Source organism: Pedobacter sp. ISL-64, assembly GCF_018613605.1.
GTDB lineage: Bacteria > Bacteroidota > Bacteroidia > Sphingobacteriales > Sphingobacteriaceae > Pedobacter.
In genome coordinates this window covers 41,522-59,988 of the sequence record NZ_JAGGPU010000011.1, presented here as the reverse complement: position 1 = coordinate 59,988, position 18,467 = coordinate 41,522, and the positions used below count along the sequence as shown (strand labels likewise).

Annotated in this window: 19 protein-coding genes; 14 read left to right on the top strand and 5 right to left on the bottom strand. The window is 36.8% G+C overall.

The window, feature by feature from the left end; all coding sequences use genetic code 11:
* Positions 1-96 precede the first annotated feature (96 nt).
* The 5 genes from J7E57_RS16495 to J7E57_RS16475 all read right to left on the bottom strand — a co-directional run bounded on the left by J7E57_RS16495 (position 97) and on the right by J7E57_RS16475 (position 3,496).
* Complete coding sequence (locus tag J7E57_RS16495) at positions 97-837, bottom strand: glycosyltransferase family 2 protein (protein ID WP_215131968.1); 741 nt, start codon at positions 835-837, stop codon at positions 97-99.
* A 109-nt stretch (positions 838-946) separates the two neighbouring features.
* The gene (locus tag J7E57_RS16490; protein WP_215131966.1) at positions 947-1,351 is read right to left on the bottom strand and encodes a hypothetical protein; all 405 of its coding nucleotides are present in this window, start codon (positions 1,349-1,351) and stop codon (positions 947-949) included.
* A 338-nt stretch (positions 1,352-1,689) separates the two neighbouring features.
* A complete protein-coding gene (locus tag J7E57_RS16485; protein ID WP_215131964.1) occupies positions 1,690-2,142 on the bottom strand; it encodes a hypothetical protein in 453 nt (150 codons plus the stop codon).
* A 447-nt stretch (positions 2,143-2,589) separates the two neighbouring features.
* Positions 2,590-2,994 carry a hypothetical protein gene (locus J7E57_RS16480; protein WP_215131962.1) on the bottom strand — a complete coding sequence of 135 codons (405 nt, stop codon included), beginning with the start codon at positions 2,992-2,994 and terminating at the stop codon, positions 2,590-2,592.
* 136 nt (positions 2,995-3,130) lie between these two features.
* Positions 3,131-3,496, bottom strand: a complete 366-nt coding sequence (locus J7E57_RS16475; RefSeq protein WP_215131960.1) for a hypothetical protein — start codon at positions 3,494-3,496, stop codon at positions 3,131-3,133.
* A 357-nt stretch (positions 3,497-3,853) separates the two neighbouring features.
* Between J7E57_RS16475 and J7E57_RS16470 the strand changes: the two genes are divergently transcribed.
* From J7E57_RS16470 to J7E57_RS16405, 14 genes are all read left to right on the top strand, one after another.
* Positions 3,854-4,672 carry a polysaccharide biosynthesis/export family protein gene (locus J7E57_RS16470; protein WP_215131958.1) on the top strand — a complete coding sequence of 273 codons (819 nt, stop codon included), beginning with the start codon at positions 3,854-3,856 and terminating at the stop codon, positions 4,670-4,672.
* Positions 4,672-7,080 carry a GumC family protein gene (locus J7E57_RS16465; protein ID WP_215131956.1) on the top strand — a complete coding sequence of 803 codons (2,409 nt, stop codon included), beginning with the start codon at positions 4,672-4,674 and terminating at the stop codon, positions 7,078-7,080. Before J7E57_RS16470 ends, J7E57_RS16465 begins: the two co-directional genes overlap by 1 nt.
* 107 nt (positions 7,081-7,187) lie before the next feature.
* Complete coding sequence (locus J7E57_RS16460) at positions 7,188-7,691, top strand: UpxY family transcription antiterminator (RefSeq protein ID WP_215131954.1); 504 nt, start codon at positions 7,188-7,190, stop codon at positions 7,689-7,691.
* 154 nt (positions 7,692-7,845) lie between these two features.
* Positions 7,846-9,633 (top strand): asparagine synthase (glutamine-hydrolyzing), encoded by a 1,788-nt coding sequence (gene asnB / locus J7E57_RS16455; protein WP_215131952.1) that lies wholly within the window; start codon positions 7,846-7,848, stop codon positions 9,631-9,633.
* Positions 9,623-10,816, top strand: a complete 1,194-nt coding sequence (locus tag J7E57_RS16450) for a glycosyltransferase family 4 protein (RefSeq protein WP_215131950.1) — start codon at positions 9,623-9,625, stop codon at positions 10,814-10,816. Before asnB ends, J7E57_RS16450 begins: the two co-directional genes overlap by 11 nt.
* A complete protein-coding gene (locus J7E57_RS16445) occupies positions 10,809-11,663 on the top strand; it encodes an ABC transporter permease (protein ID WP_215131948.1) in 855 nt (284 codons plus the stop codon). The genes J7E57_RS16450 and J7E57_RS16445 overlap by 8 nt, the downstream gene beginning before the upstream one ends.
* A 118-nt stretch (positions 11,664-11,781) precedes the next feature.
* Positions 11,782-12,153 carry a four helix bundle protein gene (locus J7E57_RS16440; RefSeq protein WP_215131946.1) on the top strand — a complete coding sequence of 124 codons (372 nt, stop codon included), beginning with the start codon at positions 11,782-11,784 and terminating at the stop codon, positions 12,151-12,153.
* Between the two features lie 73 nt (positions 12,154-12,226).
* The gene (locus tag J7E57_RS16435; protein ID WP_215131944.1) at positions 12,227-13,486 is read left to right on the top strand and encodes an ABC transporter ATP-binding protein; all 1,260 of its coding nucleotides are present in this window, start codon (positions 12,227-12,229) and stop codon (positions 13,484-13,486) included.
* Complete coding sequence (locus J7E57_RS16430) at positions 13,479-13,928, top strand: hypothetical protein (protein ID WP_215131942.1); 450 nt, start codon at positions 13,479-13,481, stop codon at positions 13,926-13,928. Before J7E57_RS16435 ends, J7E57_RS16430 begins: the two co-directional genes overlap by 8 nt.
* The gene (locus J7E57_RS16425; protein ID WP_215131940.1) at positions 13,912-14,664 is read left to right on the top strand and encodes a class I SAM-dependent DNA methyltransferase; all 753 of its coding nucleotides are present in this window, start codon (positions 13,912-13,914) and stop codon (positions 14,662-14,664) included. The genes J7E57_RS16430 and J7E57_RS16425 overlap by 17 nt, the downstream gene beginning before the upstream one ends.
* On the top strand, positions 14,640-15,782 hold the full coding sequence (locus J7E57_RS16420) for a DegT/DnrJ/EryC1/StrS family aminotransferase (protein ID WP_215131938.1): 1,143 nt from the start codon (positions 14,640-14,642) through the stop codon (positions 15,780-15,782). Before J7E57_RS16425 ends, J7E57_RS16420 begins: the two co-directional genes overlap by 25 nt.
* Complete coding sequence (locus tag J7E57_RS16415; protein ID WP_215131937.1) at positions 15,769-16,941, top strand: glycosyltransferase; 1,173 nt, start codon at positions 15,769-15,771, stop codon at positions 16,939-16,941. Before J7E57_RS16420 ends, J7E57_RS16415 begins: the two co-directional genes overlap by 14 nt.
* A 71-nt stretch (positions 16,942-17,012) precedes the next feature.
* Positions 17,013-17,741, top strand: coding sequence for an FkbM family methyltransferase (locus J7E57_RS16410; protein WP_215131935.1), 729 nt, complete (start codon positions 17,013-17,015; stop codon positions 17,739-17,741).
* Positions 17,732-18,388 carry a class I SAM-dependent methyltransferase gene (locus tag J7E57_RS16405; protein ID WP_215131933.1) on the top strand — a complete coding sequence of 219 codons (657 nt, stop codon included), beginning with the start codon at positions 17,732-17,734 and terminating at the stop codon, positions 18,386-18,388. Before J7E57_RS16410 ends, J7E57_RS16405 begins: the two co-directional genes overlap by 10 nt.
* The last annotated feature ends 79 nt before the right edge of the window (positions 18,389-18,467 follow it).

The following is an 18,467-nucleotide window of genomic DNA, read 5'->3' as shown; positions in this document are numbered from 1 at the left end:
CGATCGTTGTAAGATTGCTTTGTCGGCTGAAAAAGCCTTCTCGCAATGACGATAATCTGAGGAGATTTATTTCCTTAAATTCTTCTTCGAAAAGAATCAAAATTGGCTGAGTTTACTCAGCTTTTTCCTGATCACGACCCAAAGGGGGTGTGGTACACTGTTTCTTTTTAAAGCTTTATAATCATTAACAAAAGCAGATACCCTGCTCCTTAAAGATTGGTTGCTTACCCCTCCCGTGCGCATATTCACCATTAAGATAGGCAGGTAAACCGCTTCTATTTTATGGGTATAAAAGTAACGTAGTATTAATTCGTAATCGGCAGCAGTACCCAGATCTAAGGCATAATCGCCGTTTTTCTGAAACAAAGATCTTTTCAAATACAGTGTAGGGTGCGCGGGCATCCAGCCTTTTTTAAGATCTTGAAAAGTGTTTTGCTGTGATTTCCAGGTCCTAATAATCTTATGTGTTTTTGGATGGATGTAGTTGAGGTCACCATAAAGTCCATCTATCTTCGGCTGATCGATAAAGGTTTTGGCTACTGATGTCAATACATCAGGGTGCGCAAATAGGTCATCGGCATTTAAAATTCCGATCACCTCACCGGTTGCCCTCCGGATCCCTTTATTAATGGCATCGTATAAACCTTTATCTTTTTCCGAAACAAAATAACCAATATGAGATTGGTTCTCCTGAATAATATTCAACGTTCTGTCTGTCGATCCCCCATCAATTACAAGATATTCTATGTCAGCATAGGTTTGCGCGATTACCGAATTAAAACACTCCTGCAAAAAGGTTTCTCCATTGTAAACGACTGTAATAAGGGATATTTTCATTGTGACCAAATCGGGATTCTCCGGCTTTCTTAAAGGTGAAAACTGCGTAAAGATAGAGAATAGCTTTACATATGTCGAATGGTTTTCTATTCGAGCCGACAAAGATGATTTATAGTTTATTTCTTCTTTTGATGACTAATAAACCAAATATACCTGCCGCTGCGCCTAAAAGCCACGAATGGTCATCGAAGTTGCATAAAACCATTGTGAATGACCCCTCCAAACCATATTTAGCTGTTCCAATACATGGACAGATTCCAAATACACAAATTCCCAAGCCGGAACAAACACCACATGTATTCCCTGTATATGATACGGCTGCCCAACTACAATAATTACTGGATAAAGGATATAACGAATTAGTATAAAGCTTATATCCTCCAGTTAAAACATTTAATGTGGGAGTATCATAAAGTTCAGTCCCGCCGGTGATCAAACATCCATCGGTAGCTTTAGCTAAGGTAGAATAGAGAAACAAAACAATCCATATAGCTAAGCATTTCAAGGAGTCCATAACTGTAGAATTATATCCAAATCAAAACTACACCAAACCTAATGCAGAAACTACATTCGTTTTGTTCAACTGCTTTCAACTATTAAGAGGATTCCGCCTTCATTACTGATTTCGGTAAACAATTTATTCATCAGGCATGATGCGTCCCGTGGCTGAACCCTGAACAAATACGTATAAAGTATTTCAAGAAAAGAATAATACGATAACTAATATGCCCCTTCATTCATATCGATATTGATCCCATATAAAATTAGCCACCTTACATTATGAATTCGTTGTTCCTTTTGTTCAAGAAGTTTTAAGATTTATACTCAACTACCCTATCTAGTTTAAACCAGCTAGTTTTCAGATTTCTTTCTAACTTTCAAAAAGCCGAAAAGGCCTAATGGTAAAAGCATAAATATAATGTTCTGATCTACCGGAAGATTGTTAGGGGGCGCATTGCAAGGATAGTTAGGGTCGTTATTTGAATAGTAAGCTGGATTATTATAACTGTAATCTGCCTCATAACCCTCTCCACCCTGACCACTGTCGAAGTTCTGGCTAAGCGATAAAGCGGTAACACATCTATGTGATTCATCGTTTGTATAATTATTTGTTATTTCATTTACAGCCTGGTAAGGTATACTCTGCTGGGTAGCGGAATCCCACCTTGCTCCTCCATCATATATATTAATGTATCCACACCTATAACCGCTATAGCCCTGTCCAAATACAATTTCGATAATTGCAGAAGGGGAAGAGCTATATACATAAACCTTTTGATCGGCACGCCCATTATAAGTAGCCATTCCCAAATATTCAGTGGCAACGCTACTACCAAGATTACATCCTCTTCCAGTAGTTTGAGCAAATAATAGATTAAAAAAAGATCCTAAAATAAGGATAGAAATAGACGACAAAAACTTCATAAAAACCAAAAATCAGTAGTTTTAAAACTACATTTTCTGCAAATATTGCAATAAAAAGAAGGATATACGCCTCACCTTTTTATTTGGTTTTTAAAAAAGACATTACATAGATAATTAATCGAACAATTATCGAGTCTAATTTGACGAAAAAGCTAACCTAATGACGCTTAGAGGAATATTCTGGAAAAATAGCCATTGTTACTGCGAGCAATCGACCTATTGACAATTATCATGAATAAAATGAATAATGCTTTTTTAAGCAAAATTATTCCAAAGAAGGTCGATGTTTCTAAACATCTGTGAAATTATAGGTTTAAGGGATTTTCATTAGGCGATTTTATTGCGCTTCACGATTAAAATATAAAAGCCAAAAAAACCTGCAAAAAGCACTAGCAGGTATGTACAGTCATCTATTGGACATGCTAGTACGTAAGTCCCTAGCTTACCACAATAACCCCCAACTGGAATATAACAAGTATGCGGTTGAACATCGAAGATACCTGGTGTCCAGGAACAGTTCGCATCAATTGTGACAGGACTACCGGTATAGCCGCTTAAGTTAGATTGACTAACACCGCCACAATTTGCAGTATATGTTGTAGATGGTGCTTCTGGCATCGTGTATAATCGCCTGTTCCCACCATCAGTTACGAGGCAACCATAAGTTTGTGCTTGAACATTACCAATAATAAAGTATAATGCGCATAAAAAGACTAATGAAATAATTTTCATGAACCAGATAAGGGATAAGATGACTTGCCTCAAAGATCAACAAAAGAATCAATAAATAAAACTTTAACTACACATTTATCAGTATGCCTAGCGCTGTAATTGACCTCAATTTTTAAAGTGCATTAAGCCTTTTGGCTTAAGCAACATAAGATAGAGAGTAATTTTTTTTATGGATAAACATGTAACCAAAAATTCCACTTAGAAAGGTCATTACCCAAATAAAATCATCCAAAGGACAAAAATCAATTTCATAATTGACTTGCACTCCCCACGCGAAAACTCCGACAGAACAAGGAGTAGTAGAAGTGGCAGAAACATTTGCGTATTGGGTAGAATGGAGCGCACCTGAAGGGCAGTTATCCTGAATTGGAACAGACCAATACCAATTGAGGATATATGGCGCCCTGGTATAAACGTATCCATTGTAAGAACAACCGGTATCAGCATCGACTTTTAACCAGCAAGACATAATCGACAGCAGTAGAAAGGCAAACTTGACCATAACATTTAATTTTGATCAAAACTAACATTAAATCGTAGTAGTAATTCTACATAAAAACATATTTATGATGATTTTTGTCAATATAAAAATAACGTATCAAAACTAACTACATTTTTTATTATTGGCCGATTTTAAACAAATGGCTTTAAAAAACGTTGTTAATTATGCATTAACGAATAACATTGAATTATAACGGACAATGAAACTATGCATTATTCATCACCTCCTTAAAAGACAGTAAGTAAATCTTACTTTTCAGTTTATTTTTTTTTAAGCATCTTTAACCCATATATTATTCATATTTAACCATATTTTGCGTGTAAGCTATTGCACAAATCTATTTCCTCATCCCAAATTATGATCCCAACAAAAGCAATATTAAAATGTGTCTGTATTTTATTCATTTGCTCAATTTTTGTAGGTTGTGCTGCCCGAAAAGAGCACAGTCTGTTTAACGCCCCGAGTGATGTGGTCACCGATACCATTAAACAGGTATATGTGGTAAACGACCAGGGCATTAGTGATGCCTATTACAAAATAAAGGTGAATGATCAGTTGGCTATCCGAAATGTACAAAACAAAGAGTTTGGGGCTTCAACTTCTTCCGCAAGCAATCCAAGTGGCAGCCAAAATGTAGTAGCTGGCAGTATAAATAGTACATTATCTTACCTTGTAGATATAGATGGGAAAGTAAATTTACCTGCTATTGGGAAAGTTGAGGTACTAGGACTGAGCAGAAGAGATGCTGCCATTAAAATACAAGATTTATATGCAAAACAATTGTTGCGCGACCCCATTATAGAGTTGAGTGTAGTAAATTTAAAAGTTACTTTACTTGGCGAATTTAGTAGGCAAGGCAATTTTTTGCTTGAGCGAGAAAATACTACGCTGATTGATATTATTGGCGAGGCAGGCGGCATTAATAAAACGGCAGATCCTAAAACGCTGAAAATTATCCGCGGCGAAAGAAGCCACCCGGAAATTATTTATGTAAATCTGAATGACATCAACAGTTTAGCCAGCAAAAAACTCATCCTCCAGAACAACGACATTATTGTTCTTCAACAAACCAAGAGCTCGGCATTGAGCGAAAAGTTAACCAGTGTTAATAATATTGTACAACCGCTGCTTGTAGTCGTCAATTTGGCCGTATTAATCTTTACCTTAACCCGCTAATGGATAATACTACACAAACCGAAAATAAGAAGTTAGCCAACCAAACCATTAATTACTGGAAAATCGCATTGATTTTTCTAAGCAGGTGGTATTGGGTTGCCGGAACGGTATTGATCAGTTTTGTGATGGCCTGGTTATATGTACGCAGCATTACCCCTATTTATATTACTTCTGCTTCGCTAAAGTTAGATGGCGATCAGCAGCAACAAATGCCGCCACTTCCTGGCTCACCTGTAAATTATCGCCCCTTTAATCAAAACCAGATTCAGACTGAAGGAATCATTATGCGTTCGGAAGACGTAATTTTAAATGCATTAAAGAATCTTGATTATAAAATCAGCTACTATTTAGAAGGAAGGGTACGTGTGACTGAACTTTATCCGAAACAGCCTTTTCAAGTGGATATTTTAACCCAGGATTCGGTTGATTTCAGTAGAGCTACCTATTCTGCTAAGCCGGTTGATAGCAAAACCTTTGAATTATCGAGTAGCGACGACAATAATCAGAGTTCAAAAAAATATCGTTATGGGCAAGCGATTAATACCGGAAATATGGTGTTTATAGTTAAAACCGAAATTCCGTCTACCGGCAGTTACAGTTTTAAATTCAATGGGATTAGAGATTTGTATGGCAGAGCTACAGGGGGATTAAATGTGTTCGAACAGGAGAAAAACACCAATATTATGGGCGTTACCCACACGGATAGCAATCCTGTTTTTTCTGCTAATGTGCTCAATGAGATTATTAAACAATATGTAAAGAATGATGCAACCCTCAAAAAAAGGTCGGCCAAACAAACTATAGATTACCTGGATAGCCAAATTGCGTTTTTAGATGCACAGGTGAATAAATCGGGCAACAAACTTTCTAGCTTTCAAAGCGATAATAAATTAATCGATCCCGCCAGCGATCGGCAGCTCGGAAATTCGAAACTGAGCAATCTGCAAAACCAGATTGCCGAATTACAACTGCAAGAACTGGGTATCCAGCAATTAGAAACACAGGTAAAAAACAATAAGGACCGGATCCAGCTGAACCTTAATTTAGAAGGGACCAACAGCACACTCTTAACTGGTTTAATTGCGCAACTCAATGGGCTGATCCTAAATAGAGAAAATAAATTACAGAATTTCAATGCCGATGCGCAGCCTATTCAGGATATTAACCGGCAGATTAATGAAGTAAAGCAGGCCATTGTAACCAATATCCGTTTATTGCATGAGCGTAACCAAAAAACAATCAGTTACATTAATGGACAGATTGGCCAGGCAAATCAGGCACTGGGCAGCATACCGGCCAAACAAAATGATTTCGCAAAATTGCAGAGTAATTTCGACATCAACCAACGCATGTTTTCGATGCTGTTTGAACGAAAACTCTCCGCTCAGATCAGCTCAGCAGCTGTAATTTCGGGTGCCACAATTATCAGCGTAGCACAGCCTTCTTTTTTTCCGATTTCTCCCGTGCCTAAGAAAATCTATTCCTCTTATTTATTTATGGGTTTATTTTCGGGGCTGGGCTTAATTCTATTGGTCAGGATATTAAATCCTTATCTCTACGATATCGAAACCATCGAGGGCCTAACCGCAACCCCAATTATTGGCGTGATTTTAAAATATCCTAAAAAAGTTGGCCTTGGTGAAAGCGTTTTATCGATAGAACGACCTAAGTCTATATTTGCCGAATCGGTTAGATCGGTGAGAACAAACCTAAGCTTCATGGCGAGTGATCAGGAGACTAAGGTAATTTGTATTACCTCAGAGGTTTCAGGAGAAGGAAAATCGTTCGTAAGTTTAAATCTTGCAGGTACCCTATCCATTATTGATAAAAAGGTAATCCTGATTGCCGCAGATTTACGAAAATCTAAACTCCACTATGCCTTTGGCGCCGACAATCACATCGGCTTAAGTAGTTATTTATCAAAACAATCTGATTTAGCTGATATCATCTTTACCGATGAGCGGCACAATATCGACTACATCACCTCTGGCCCAGTGCCTCCAAATCCTTCAGAATTGTTGCATCACAAATCGATGGCAACCCTTATTGAAAAGCTTAGGAAAAGTTATGAATATATCATTATTGATACCGCTCCTGTAGGTCTGGTTTCAGATTCTGTACCACTCATTAGAAAAGCAGATATTAATCTCTTCATTATCCGTTCAGGTGTTTCCAAATTCAGAGCCGCCACCATTCCTGATCGTTTATCAAAGGAGTATGGGCTAAATAACATTGCCATTATTTTAAATTCATTTGGTGATGAGAAGTTACATGCAAACATTTACACCACCAATTATGCACATAGTAATACGGGAACATACTATTACTCTAATTATACTGGTTATGGAAAAAGTGGCTATTACGATGATGAGAAGAGCTGGTGGGAATTTTGGAAGAGAAAAGGTTAATTGGTTTAGGGGTTAGGGGTTAGAAAAAGTAAGATGGAAGAGGTTAATCGCTTAACTGTTTAGATTGGTTAATTTAGAAGATGGAGTTTAATCATTGATATAGTATAATGATAGATCAACATTACAGGTGGTATCCGGTTTATACACGTTCGAGAGCAGAAAAAAAAGCGAACGAGGAATTGAACAGAAAAGGAATTCAAACTTATTTACCTCTTAAAAAGGTAGTTAAGCAATGGAGCGACCGTAAAAAAATCGTCGAAGAGCCCTTGATTAAATCTTATCTATTTGCGTATATTTCGGCGAGAGAATATGCAGAAGTTTTGATGACCAATGGTGTTGCCAGATTTATTTATTTCTCAAGCCAAGTCGCTTCTATTCCTGATCAACAAATCCATGACCTTAAGCTCTTGCTCGCTACAGACGCCGATCTGGAGCTTATTGATTATGACATTAAACCGGGCGAAAGCGTATTGATTAAAGCCGGACCTTTTAAAGGCATAATTGCCGAATTGGTATCGGTACACAATAAGCAACGTATTATTTTGCGTTTACAAAATATGGGCTATTCGATTAATATTAATACATCGATAGCTTTTGTAGAACCGCTATAGGGAGAGAAGAGATGTGAGACCTGAGATGTGAGATAGGGCTCAGCAAGATATATAAAAAAATAATCAGTTCATTTTGAAAATAAGATGTGACTGAGGGGGCGAAGCTGTATCCGGTGCAGAATAAATAGTCCAGATTTTATTCAATAAAAAAACAATGTGTCGCATAGCAGGCATCATTAATAGCAAAAATTCGTTCGAAAAAGTTAATCAACAGGTGAAAGCCATGTGCGATAGTATGCAACATGGCGGACCTGATGATCATGGTATTTACGCTGCCGAAAAAACACCATTATGTATAGGTAACCGTAGACTAGCTATTTTAGATTTGAGTTCGAGTGGGCACCAACCGATGGTAAGCCATAAAGAAGATCTGGTGATTACCTACAATGGAGAAATTTATAATTATCAGCGAATTAGAACCGAATTAATTAATTTAGGTTACATATTTAAAACCAAAACAGATACCGAAGTAATCCTTTACGCCTATCAGCATTGGGGAGAAAAAGCTTTCGAAAAACTGGATGGTATTTTTGCATTCTGCATTTTTGATAAACGGCATCAGTGTATATATCTCGTAAGGGATCAAAACGGGATCAAGCCACTGTATTATCATTTCGCTAACGAAACTTTAACTTTTGCATCAGAAGTAAAGGCATTCAAACACGCTGATATCTACCAGGAAAATGATAACTGGCGAATCTACTACCTTGCTTTTGGCCACATCCCTGAACCCTATACTACCCTCAAAAATGTATGTAGCTTAGGGAAAGGCTGTTTTCTGAAATACAATATTAGAAGCGCTGAACGTTTTATTCAATCTTACCATGAATTTGAAAGTACTTCTTACATTAAAAACGAAACCTATGCTATAGAAAGGATTCGTGAACAGCTGGGGAATTCTATCAAACAACAAATGATTTCGGATGTTGATATCGGTATCCTGTTTAGTGGCGGTCTCGATTCAAGCATCATTACCATACTGGCTAATCAATATAACAACAAACGGTTATTGAGTATTTCTGCCAATTTTAATGAAATAGATTTTTCCGAAAAAAAACAACGGAATAGTTTACTTCAAAAAACAAACATTAAAAAGATTGAACAGCTGATTACCTATCGCGATTTCGTACAGAATTTTGAAACCGTCTTAACAGACATGGATCAACCCACAAATGATGGGATCAATACCTGGTTTGTTTGTAAAACGGCAAAAGAGCAAGGAATAAAAGTGGTGCTATCTGGCTTAGGTGCCGATGAACTTTTCGGAGGCTACCCTTCCTTTGATCGGATACATAAAATACAAAACCTAAATTGGTTAAGTAAAAGCGTTTTAAGGAGTATGCGTTTCTCCAACAACACCAAGTTTAAACGACTATATTACCTCAGTTTAAACTCTCCTATTGGCGAGTACCTCTGTTTAAGAGGTGTTTATTCTCCCGATGTGATTGCTGAATTATTAGACATCGATATGAAAACGGTTATCGATTGCCTGGAAGAAATCCCGCTTCATCCCGGAATAAAGAAAACCAGTAACGAAACTCGGGCAAGTTGGTTTGAATTTAACATGTACATGCAAAATCAGTTATTAAAGGATACCGATTTTATGAGCATGAGCCATGGTGTTGAAGTGCGTGTTCCTTTTCTTGATATCAACTTTGTTAAACTGGTGCTTTCTATCTCGAACGAAATTAAATTCAGTTACGAACAGAAAAAAAAACTCCTGGTAGAGGCTTACAAAGAAGATTTGCCAATAGAAACATGGAAAAGATCGAAAATGGGTTTTACTTTCCCATTTCAGGAATGGATGAGAAAAAGCTGTAATATTGCCGATCCATCACGATATGCAAATAAACGGGCAAAATCGCTCATGCAAAACTTTGGAGAAAACAAATTGCACTGGAGTTCTGCCCTGGCCTTATACAGAATATATCATGCCAGTTAAGGTTTTATTTTTAACCCTTAAAACATTTAGTTTTACTGGTGGCATTGAAAAGGTTTGCCGAAGTTTATCCCGTGTACTATACGATTTAAGCGAAGACGAGCTTGTTCAATCGACAGTATATTCTATGTACGATAAAAATACCGACCGAGATTCCAGGTACCTGAGCAAACAACAGTTTCAAGGTTTTAATGGAAACAAAGAACGCTTCGTGGTGCAATCTTTTTTAAGTGGATTAAAAGCAGACGTAATTTTATTAAGCCATATCCATTTAATCAACATTGTCTATTTCATCAAGAAAATACATCCCCATAAAAGAATCTATTTATTGGCACATGGTATAGAAATTTGGAAAAAGTTATCCGACTCCAAACTCAAAATGTTAAACCAGTTGGATAAGATTATTTGTGTAAGTCATTTTACTGCCGATAAAATTATGGAAATGCATCACATTCCCGCAAATCACATTGAAGTATTAAACAATTGTCTTGACCCCTTTTATTATCTGCCCACCCAGTTCGAAAAACCACAGCGTTTATTGAATCGCTACCATTTAAATCGCGAAAACTTGGTGCTATTTTCGCTATCCCGCTTATCTTCTTCAGAGAAATACAAAGGATACGATCACACCATTGAGCTATTGCCACAACTCTTGGAGAAACACCCAAACCTGGTTTACCTCTTGGGTGGAAAATGGGATGCTGTGGAAAAGAAACGGCTAGAAGATTTAATTGCAAAGAACCAAATTCAAGATCATATCAGAATGATCGGTTTTATTGATGAAGCTGAACTTACCGAACATTTCTTATTGTCTGATCTTTTTATACTACCCAGTAAAAAAGAAGGTTTCGGCATTGTATTCATCGAAGCCCTGGCCAGTGGCCTCAGGGTTATTGCCGGCAATAAAGATGGCAGTGTAGATGCGCTTCAAAATGGGGCGCTTGGTTTATTGGTAGATCCTGACGATCAACAAGGCATTCTGAGTAGCATATCTGTAATGCTAAAGCATAGTCAAACGGACAATGAGAAAAAGAGCCTCCAGGAGAAATGTATACAGGCATTTGGATATGCTCAATATCTTCAGTTGGTCAAAAACTTGATTTTAAAAGGTTCAATTAATCATACAGCATTTAGCAGGGATCAACAAAAAAACATACAGGTGAATAAACCGAATATTTATGATTAAGGAAGAACAGCAATGGACCATTGAGGCTAAATCATCCTTGTTTGATCTTAAACTGCATGAAGTTTGGGCATACCGAGATTTGTTGGTGTTGTTGGTCAGGAGAGATTTTGTCTCTTTCTATAAACAAACCATTTTAGGGCCACTCTGGTTTTTTATTCAACCCTTGTTTACTACCATCATCTTTACCTTTATTTTCGGCAACCTCGCAGGCATATCTACTGATGGTTTACCAAAACCCTTATTTTATATGGCTGGCATTACTGCATGGAATTATTTTGCAGATTGCTTAACTAAAACATCATCTGTTTTTAGAGATAATGCAGGCATTTTTGGCAAAGTGTATTTCCCACGGTTAATTATGCCATTAAGTATAGTGGTGAGCAATCTGGTTCGATTTGGCGTGCAAATGCTCTTATTTCTAATTTTATTGGCCTATTATTATTTTTCTGGTGCAAACTTTAACATCAGTTGGGCAATTTGCCTGTTCCCGGTAATTGTAATACTAATGGCTTTATTGGGTTTGGGTGCAGGCATGATTATTTCTGCCATGACTACCAAATACAGAGATTTGGCTTTCCTGATTAGCTTTGGTGTACAGTTGCTGATGTATGCCACCACGGTAATTTATCCCTTATCCGAAGCGATTAAAAAATATCCCGAATATGCTTGGATTATTAAATACAACCCAATGACCCCAATTATCGAAACCTTCAGGTATGGCTTTTTAGGAGAAGGAAGTTTTAGTTGGTTTAGTTTAGGCTACGCTACAATTGTTACTATAGTTTTACTGTTAATTGGTACTGTGGTTTTTAATAAAGTGGAACGGAATTTTGTTGATACGGTGTAGAGGGTTTAGGGGTTAGTGTTTAGGAGGTTAATGGTTAGGGTGTAGAAGGGTTAGTAAAAAGTTTATATATTCATATCAATCATCCCTTATTTATTTCATCTATAAAAAATAAGGAAATATGCACACCTACTCATTTGAAAAATTAGAAGTCTGGCAACTATCCAGATCTTTTAGAAAAGACATTTATCAATTAACACTTAAGTTTCCGAAAGAAGAAACATTTGGATTGATTAGCCAAATTAAAAGGTCAGCAAGCAGCATTGGTGCTTGTTTAGCAGAAGGATCAGGAAAAATCACAATGAAAGACAAAGCGTATTATACCAATATGGCTTATACGACTACCCTCGGAACCCTAAATCATTTAATCGCAGCCATGGACCTTGATTATATAACCGACGAAGAATATTTAACGTACCGATCGAAAATTGAAAACATAACGATTAAGCTGAGTGGGCTCAGAAATTCACAGATTAATAAGTCTAACCCCTAACCTCTCTCCCATAACCGCTAATCCATAACCCCTAAACCATAACCTTCCTTTTATAACCCCTAGCCGCTAAACATTGTCAAAAAATATTGCAATTAAAGTAGAAAATCTAAGTAAAGCCTATCAATTGGGTCAAATTGGTACAGGCACCATTAGCCGCGATTTGGAACGTTGGTACGCACGGATTCGTGGTAAGGAAGATCCTTTTTTACGCATTGGCGAAAGCAATAATCAGAATACCAAAAGTGAAAGCGATGTAGTATGGAGCTTAAAAGATATTAATTTCGAAATCGAGCAAGGTGATGCGGTAGGCATTATAGGTAGAAATGGTGCCGGGAAAAGCACACTACTTAAAATATTAAGTAAAGTAACTGCTCCTACTACCGGTAAAATATCAGGCAAAGGCCGAATTGCAAGTTTACTTGAAGTTGGAACAGGTTTCCACCCAGAGTTGAGCGGTCGTGAGAACATCTTTTTAAATGGTGCTATTTTAGGCATGCGTAAAAAGGAAATCCAGCGCAAGCTTGATGAAATTGTAGATTTTGCAGGTATAGAACGTTATTTAGATACACCAGTAAAAAGATACAGCTCTGGCATGTACGTTCGCTTAGCCTTTGCCGTTGCCGCGCATTTAGAAAGTGAAATGCTAATCGTAGATGAAGTATTAGCTGTTGGTGATGCTGAATTTCAAAAAAAATGTTTAGGCAAAATGGGTGAAGTGAGCAAGGGCGAAGGCAGGACGGTGCTTTTTGTAAGCCATAATATGGATGCCGTATTGAACCTTTGCAAAAGCGGTATTGTGCTTAAGGATGGCTTATTAGATTTTTTAGGTGGTGCAACTTCTTCCGTTCGTCATTATCAAAGCCATAATCTGAATACAATTTGTAATTGGAAAAGTACAAGAAAGCTAACGAATCCACATTTTAGTTTTTTAAAATGTAGTATTTCAGGCAAGCAACCAGAGTTAACACTTACAATTGATTTTAAAACCAATTCGACTTCAAAGCACCCAAATGCATTTGCTGTTTTTGGCATAAAGGGAAGCTTAGGGGGAACAATTATGGAAGCCATTCCAGAACTACAGCCATATATCAAATTTGAAGGACAGGAAACATCTTACAGGTGTGAAATCAAACTTAATAGATTTATACCTGGACCTTATTCTATTTATGCCTGGCTAGGCGTTAGCGAATCCGAAAATTGTGATTGGCTAGATGATGTTCTTCATTTTGAAATATTTGACGCACCGATGGACAATAGAACCTTTCCTTATGCCGCAAGAACAGGCTTCCAAGTTGCTGAATCAAAATTAACTAGTATGATACCTCATGATTGAAGAAGTAATTTACCAAGGAAAACAGTTAGCGATTGTCATCAAGGCCGACTATAAAAAAGAGGGTATAGCTTTTTTTACACCAGGAGATTTTTCTCAGCAATTAGGGTATATGAACCGGGCAAAAGGTTATGTAATCGAACCACATGTACATAATTTAGTTGAACGAAAAGTAACTTTAACGCAAGAAGTTCTATATATTAAATTGGGGAAAGTAAGGGTCGATTTTTACAATGAGGAACAGGTATATCTAGAAAGCCGAATTGTAGAAACAGGCGATGTAATCTTATTGGCGGCTGGTGGGCATGGATTCGAAATGTTAGAGGCAACTGAAATGATCGAAATCAAACAAGGCCCTTACTGTGGCGATGAAGATAAAATAAGATTTGACCACAAGCCCGAAAACATCAACTTAATAACCAAAGGTAATGGGCCAAAACTTTAAGCTTTATAGTCAATATTATGATTTGCTATATAAGGACAAAGATTATGTGGCAGAAACCGACTATCTAATTGGTTTACTTGAGAAATACCATTCTAAAGGCAATAAAATTATAGAGTTAGGCTCGGGAACTGGCAAACATGCAAATTTATTAGCAGAGAAAGGACATCAAATTCTCGGTATTGAGCAGAGTGCTGAAATGGTCGAAATAGCGAACCAGAATAAAAAAGAAGGAGTGAGTTTTCAAATTGCAGATATTACTGACTTTAGATCAAACATCTCTTTTGATATTGCCATATCTCTTTTCCATGTGATCAGTTACCTAACCAACAATGGGGCTTTAATCAAGACCTTCAAGAATGTTCACCATTACTTAAACAAAGAAGGTCTATTCATTTTCGATGTTTGGCATAGTGCTGCCGTACATTCCCAAATACCAGAAAAACGAACTAAAATACTTCGAAATCAAAATATTGAGGTTACTAGAAATGCAAAGCCAGTGATATATTCCGAATTAAATATTGTTGAAGTCAATTATGATATTACAGTAAAAGATCTTAACAACGGTTCGACCCATTTCTTTCAAGAGCAGCATCCAATGCGGCATTTCAGCAGACCAGAAATAGAACTACTTGCTTATACAACAGGATTTGAAGTTATCCATACTGAAGAATTTCTAAGCCAAGCCACTCCTTCCGTCGAAACTTGGGGTGTTTGTTATATTTTAAAGAAGTTATAATGAACCCAATTCCAGTTAACACACCCCTACTTAATGGCAATGAGTTAAAATACCTAACTGAATGTATAGAAACGGGTTGGATTTCTAGCGAGGGGCCTTTTATAACTAAGTTCGAACAAAATTTTAGTGCATATATAGGTTGTGAATATGGCGTAGCGGCAAGCAATGGTTCTGCGGCCTTGGACATTGCCATTAGAGCATTAAACATTGGCTCTGGCGATGAGGTAATTATGCCTGCTTTTACCATTATCTCTCCGGCACAATCGGTAGTTACTGAAGGCGCAGTCCCGGTATTGGTAGATAGTGACCCTAATACATGGAATATGGATGTTGGTCAAATTGAGGCTAAAATTACATCTAAAACAAAAGCGATTTTGGTTGTACATATTTATGGCTTACCGGTGGATATGGATCCGATAATGGCTTTAGCGAAAAAATATCAACTAAAAGTAATCGAAGATGCTGCAGAAATGCATGGACAAACGTATAAAGGTAAACTATGCGGAAGTTTTGGTGACATTAGCATTTTTAGCTTTTATCCTAATAAACACATCACTACTGGTGAAGGTGGAATGATTTTAACCAATGATAAAGTCTTAGCTGAGAGATGCAAAAAATTACGCAACCTCTGTTTCGAGCCAAATGGACCGCGTTTTGTGCATTACGAATTAGGCTGGAATTATAGAATGACAAATTTGCAAGCTGCTTTAGGGCTTGCTCAGTTAGAGCGAATAGATAATTTTATTTCCATTAAAAGAGAAATGGGGACATTCTATCAGGATAAACTTTCTTCTTTAAAGGAAAAAGGGTATCAATTACCTTTAGCCAAAACAGAATTTGCTACAAACATTTATTGGGTATTTGGCTTAGTCGCACCTACCGAGCAAGAAAAAGAAAATATGGTTAGCCATCTTGCTGAAAACAAGATAGGTACTCGCCCATTTTTCTGGCCCGTACATGAACAGCCTGTATTTAAAAATATGGGCTTATTTAAAGACGAAACATATCCTGTTGCCGAAAAGCTAGCTCGAAATGGGTTTTATTTGCCAAGTGGTTTAGGGCTTACAGAAGAAGAAGCTTACCAAGTAGTAAAGATAATCTTAAATGGAAAAATTTAAAATTGCTGTTTGGGCAGACAAAGAGGCATCTCCACATAATGGAGGCTCATTCACTTATCCTGAAGCGCTGATTACAAATATCGACACTTTCGAGTTTGATCCTGAGTTGGAAATTGTATTTACTGGCTTTTTAAAAGATGGCAAATTCAAAAAACCTTATGTTAAACTTGAAAGTGAGGAAAGTTTTTTAAGCAGAAAACTAAGCAACCTGTTCCATAAATTATTTCGTTGGGAAGTGGATCTTACCGGAAGATCTAGAAAGAAGCGAAAACAAATCAATTTTGATATCCTGAAAAAGAGTAAGGTAAAATTGATTTTCTATCCTGTTAATTTCATGCAGTATACAGACTTTCCATTTATTGTTAACAATTGGGATTTAGGGCAGCTTAGCACCTATGTTTTTGATGAATTTGCCAATACCTTCGATAGCAGGGAGCAATATTTTAAATTGATAAAAAAGGCGCTCTTTATTTGCGCCGATTCTGAGGCCGGCAAGATTGAAATGATCAATTACCTCAATTATTTCCCAAATAAAATTAAAGTACTACCATTTTTCCCCGCAAGTTTTGTTGGTCCAGAAATTAGCCCTATTAAACCTGATTTTATTAGGCAGAGTGACGAATATTTCTTCTATCCTGCCGCTTTTGGTGCACATAAAAATCACTATGGGCTGATCATGGCCTTTAAGCAGTTTTTGGATAAGCATCCTCAAGTAAAACTGGTATTTACCGGTGGCGATTATAAGAACAAGCTCTATCTTCAGGATTTAGTTAATGAATTAAATATCGCTGATCGCGTGTTTTTTGCTGGATTTGTTGAAAAATCGGTCATCAAATGGCTCTATATGCATTCTTTAGGTCTAGTGATGCCTACCTATCTTGGGCCAACCAATATGCCATTATTGGAAGCACAAGCGTTAAATTGTAGAGTAGCTTGCTCCAATTTTGACGGACATAGGGAGTTATTGGGCGATTATGGTATATATTTCAATCCGGACAGTACGAATGAAATTCATGACAGCCTCATTCAACTTTACAATTTGCGAAATCAATCGGTAACCCAAAAAGAATTTTCAAAATATAATATTGAAGAGACTATGAAAAAACTAAATCAAATCTTCGTTGAGTCTATTAATGTAAGAAGAACATGGGATTATTAGCTTGATTTAGCATGTCAATTTTCGGAAAAATTCGCAGTTTTCTGCACCTTCAAAAGCGAGCGATAAAATACATGAAGGCTTTTGGTATCGAAGGACTAAGTATCTTACGTCAAGTTGAACTGGAAGACAATGATGAACTGATCGTACTTCAACTACCTCGATTAAAGGAGAAAATCTATTTAAGGAAAAACACTTCTGATATTGGGGTATTCCAAGAGATATTTATAGATCAAAATTATCAGGCCTTATTAGCTTTAAAAGACCACAATATTGTTGTTGATGCTGGAGCAAATATTGGTCTCTTTGCTTTATATATATTGAAAGAACATCCTAATGCACAGCTTTTCTGTATTGAACCCGAAGATTCAAATTACGAAATGCTCAAAAAAAATACAGCAGGATACCCTCACATTACCATTTTAAAACGTGGTCTATGGAACTGTGAAACCTATTTAAAATTTATTGATCTAAAGGCTAGCAAATGGGCATTTCAACTTACAGAAAGTACAAATAATAATTATGACATTCATGGAATTTCAATTGCTGACATTTATCGTGATTTTAATTTAGGTCATATCGATATTCTTAAAATCGACATTGAGGGAAGTGAAAAAGAGCTCTTTGAAAAGAGCACCTCATGGCTATCAAAAGTAAAAAACTTAATAATAGAAACCCATGAAGATATGAGACCTGGCAGTACATCATCGGTAATGGATGCGTTATCACCCTATCACTTTGCGTATGTAAAACTTAACAATAATCATTTTTTCACAACAGTCCTGAACCAATCATGCATTTAAACAGTGAATTACTATTCAAAAAATATGCAAAAACATATTTTAAAAATAACCTAAAAGTTTTAGAGATTGGTCCAGACATGATTCCTTCTAGCTTTTCTACTATGATTGGCAACCCTACTATCACCTGGCATACTTTAAATATAGCGGCGGGCGAGCGAACTAGCAATGCTAAGAATGAGGATTTAGACATTTTGTCGACTGATGAATATAATTATCCGATAGCAAACGATACTTATGATATTATTATTTCTTCTAATGTGCTGGAACATGTACGTAAATTTTGGACCTGGTTTGCTGAATTGAAAAGAATATTAAAACCAGGAGGGCTGATCATTACAATCTCACCAATTAGTTGGCCTTATCATGAAGCTCCGGTAGATTGTTGGAGGATTTATCCCGAAGGAATGGCTGCACTATATGAAGAATTAGGCTTGATGAATGTACTCACACTTTTCGAAAGCTTGGAGAGAGAAAGATTTACAGACCAACCTTACACACCACTTATTCCTTGGGCTTCTACGGTGAATGAAAATAAAATAAGATACATCAAATGGTACAACAGATTATTGGCGTTTTTTCCATTTACTAAAGCAATAAGAGCAGGGATCACCATTTCCTATGATCAAATTTCTATTGCGACCAAATAATGTCTAGGTCCTTTGTAACCATTGTTCCGCACATCGAAAACCTTGAACTAAAAAAGGATACTGGTCAAATTCCCTATCA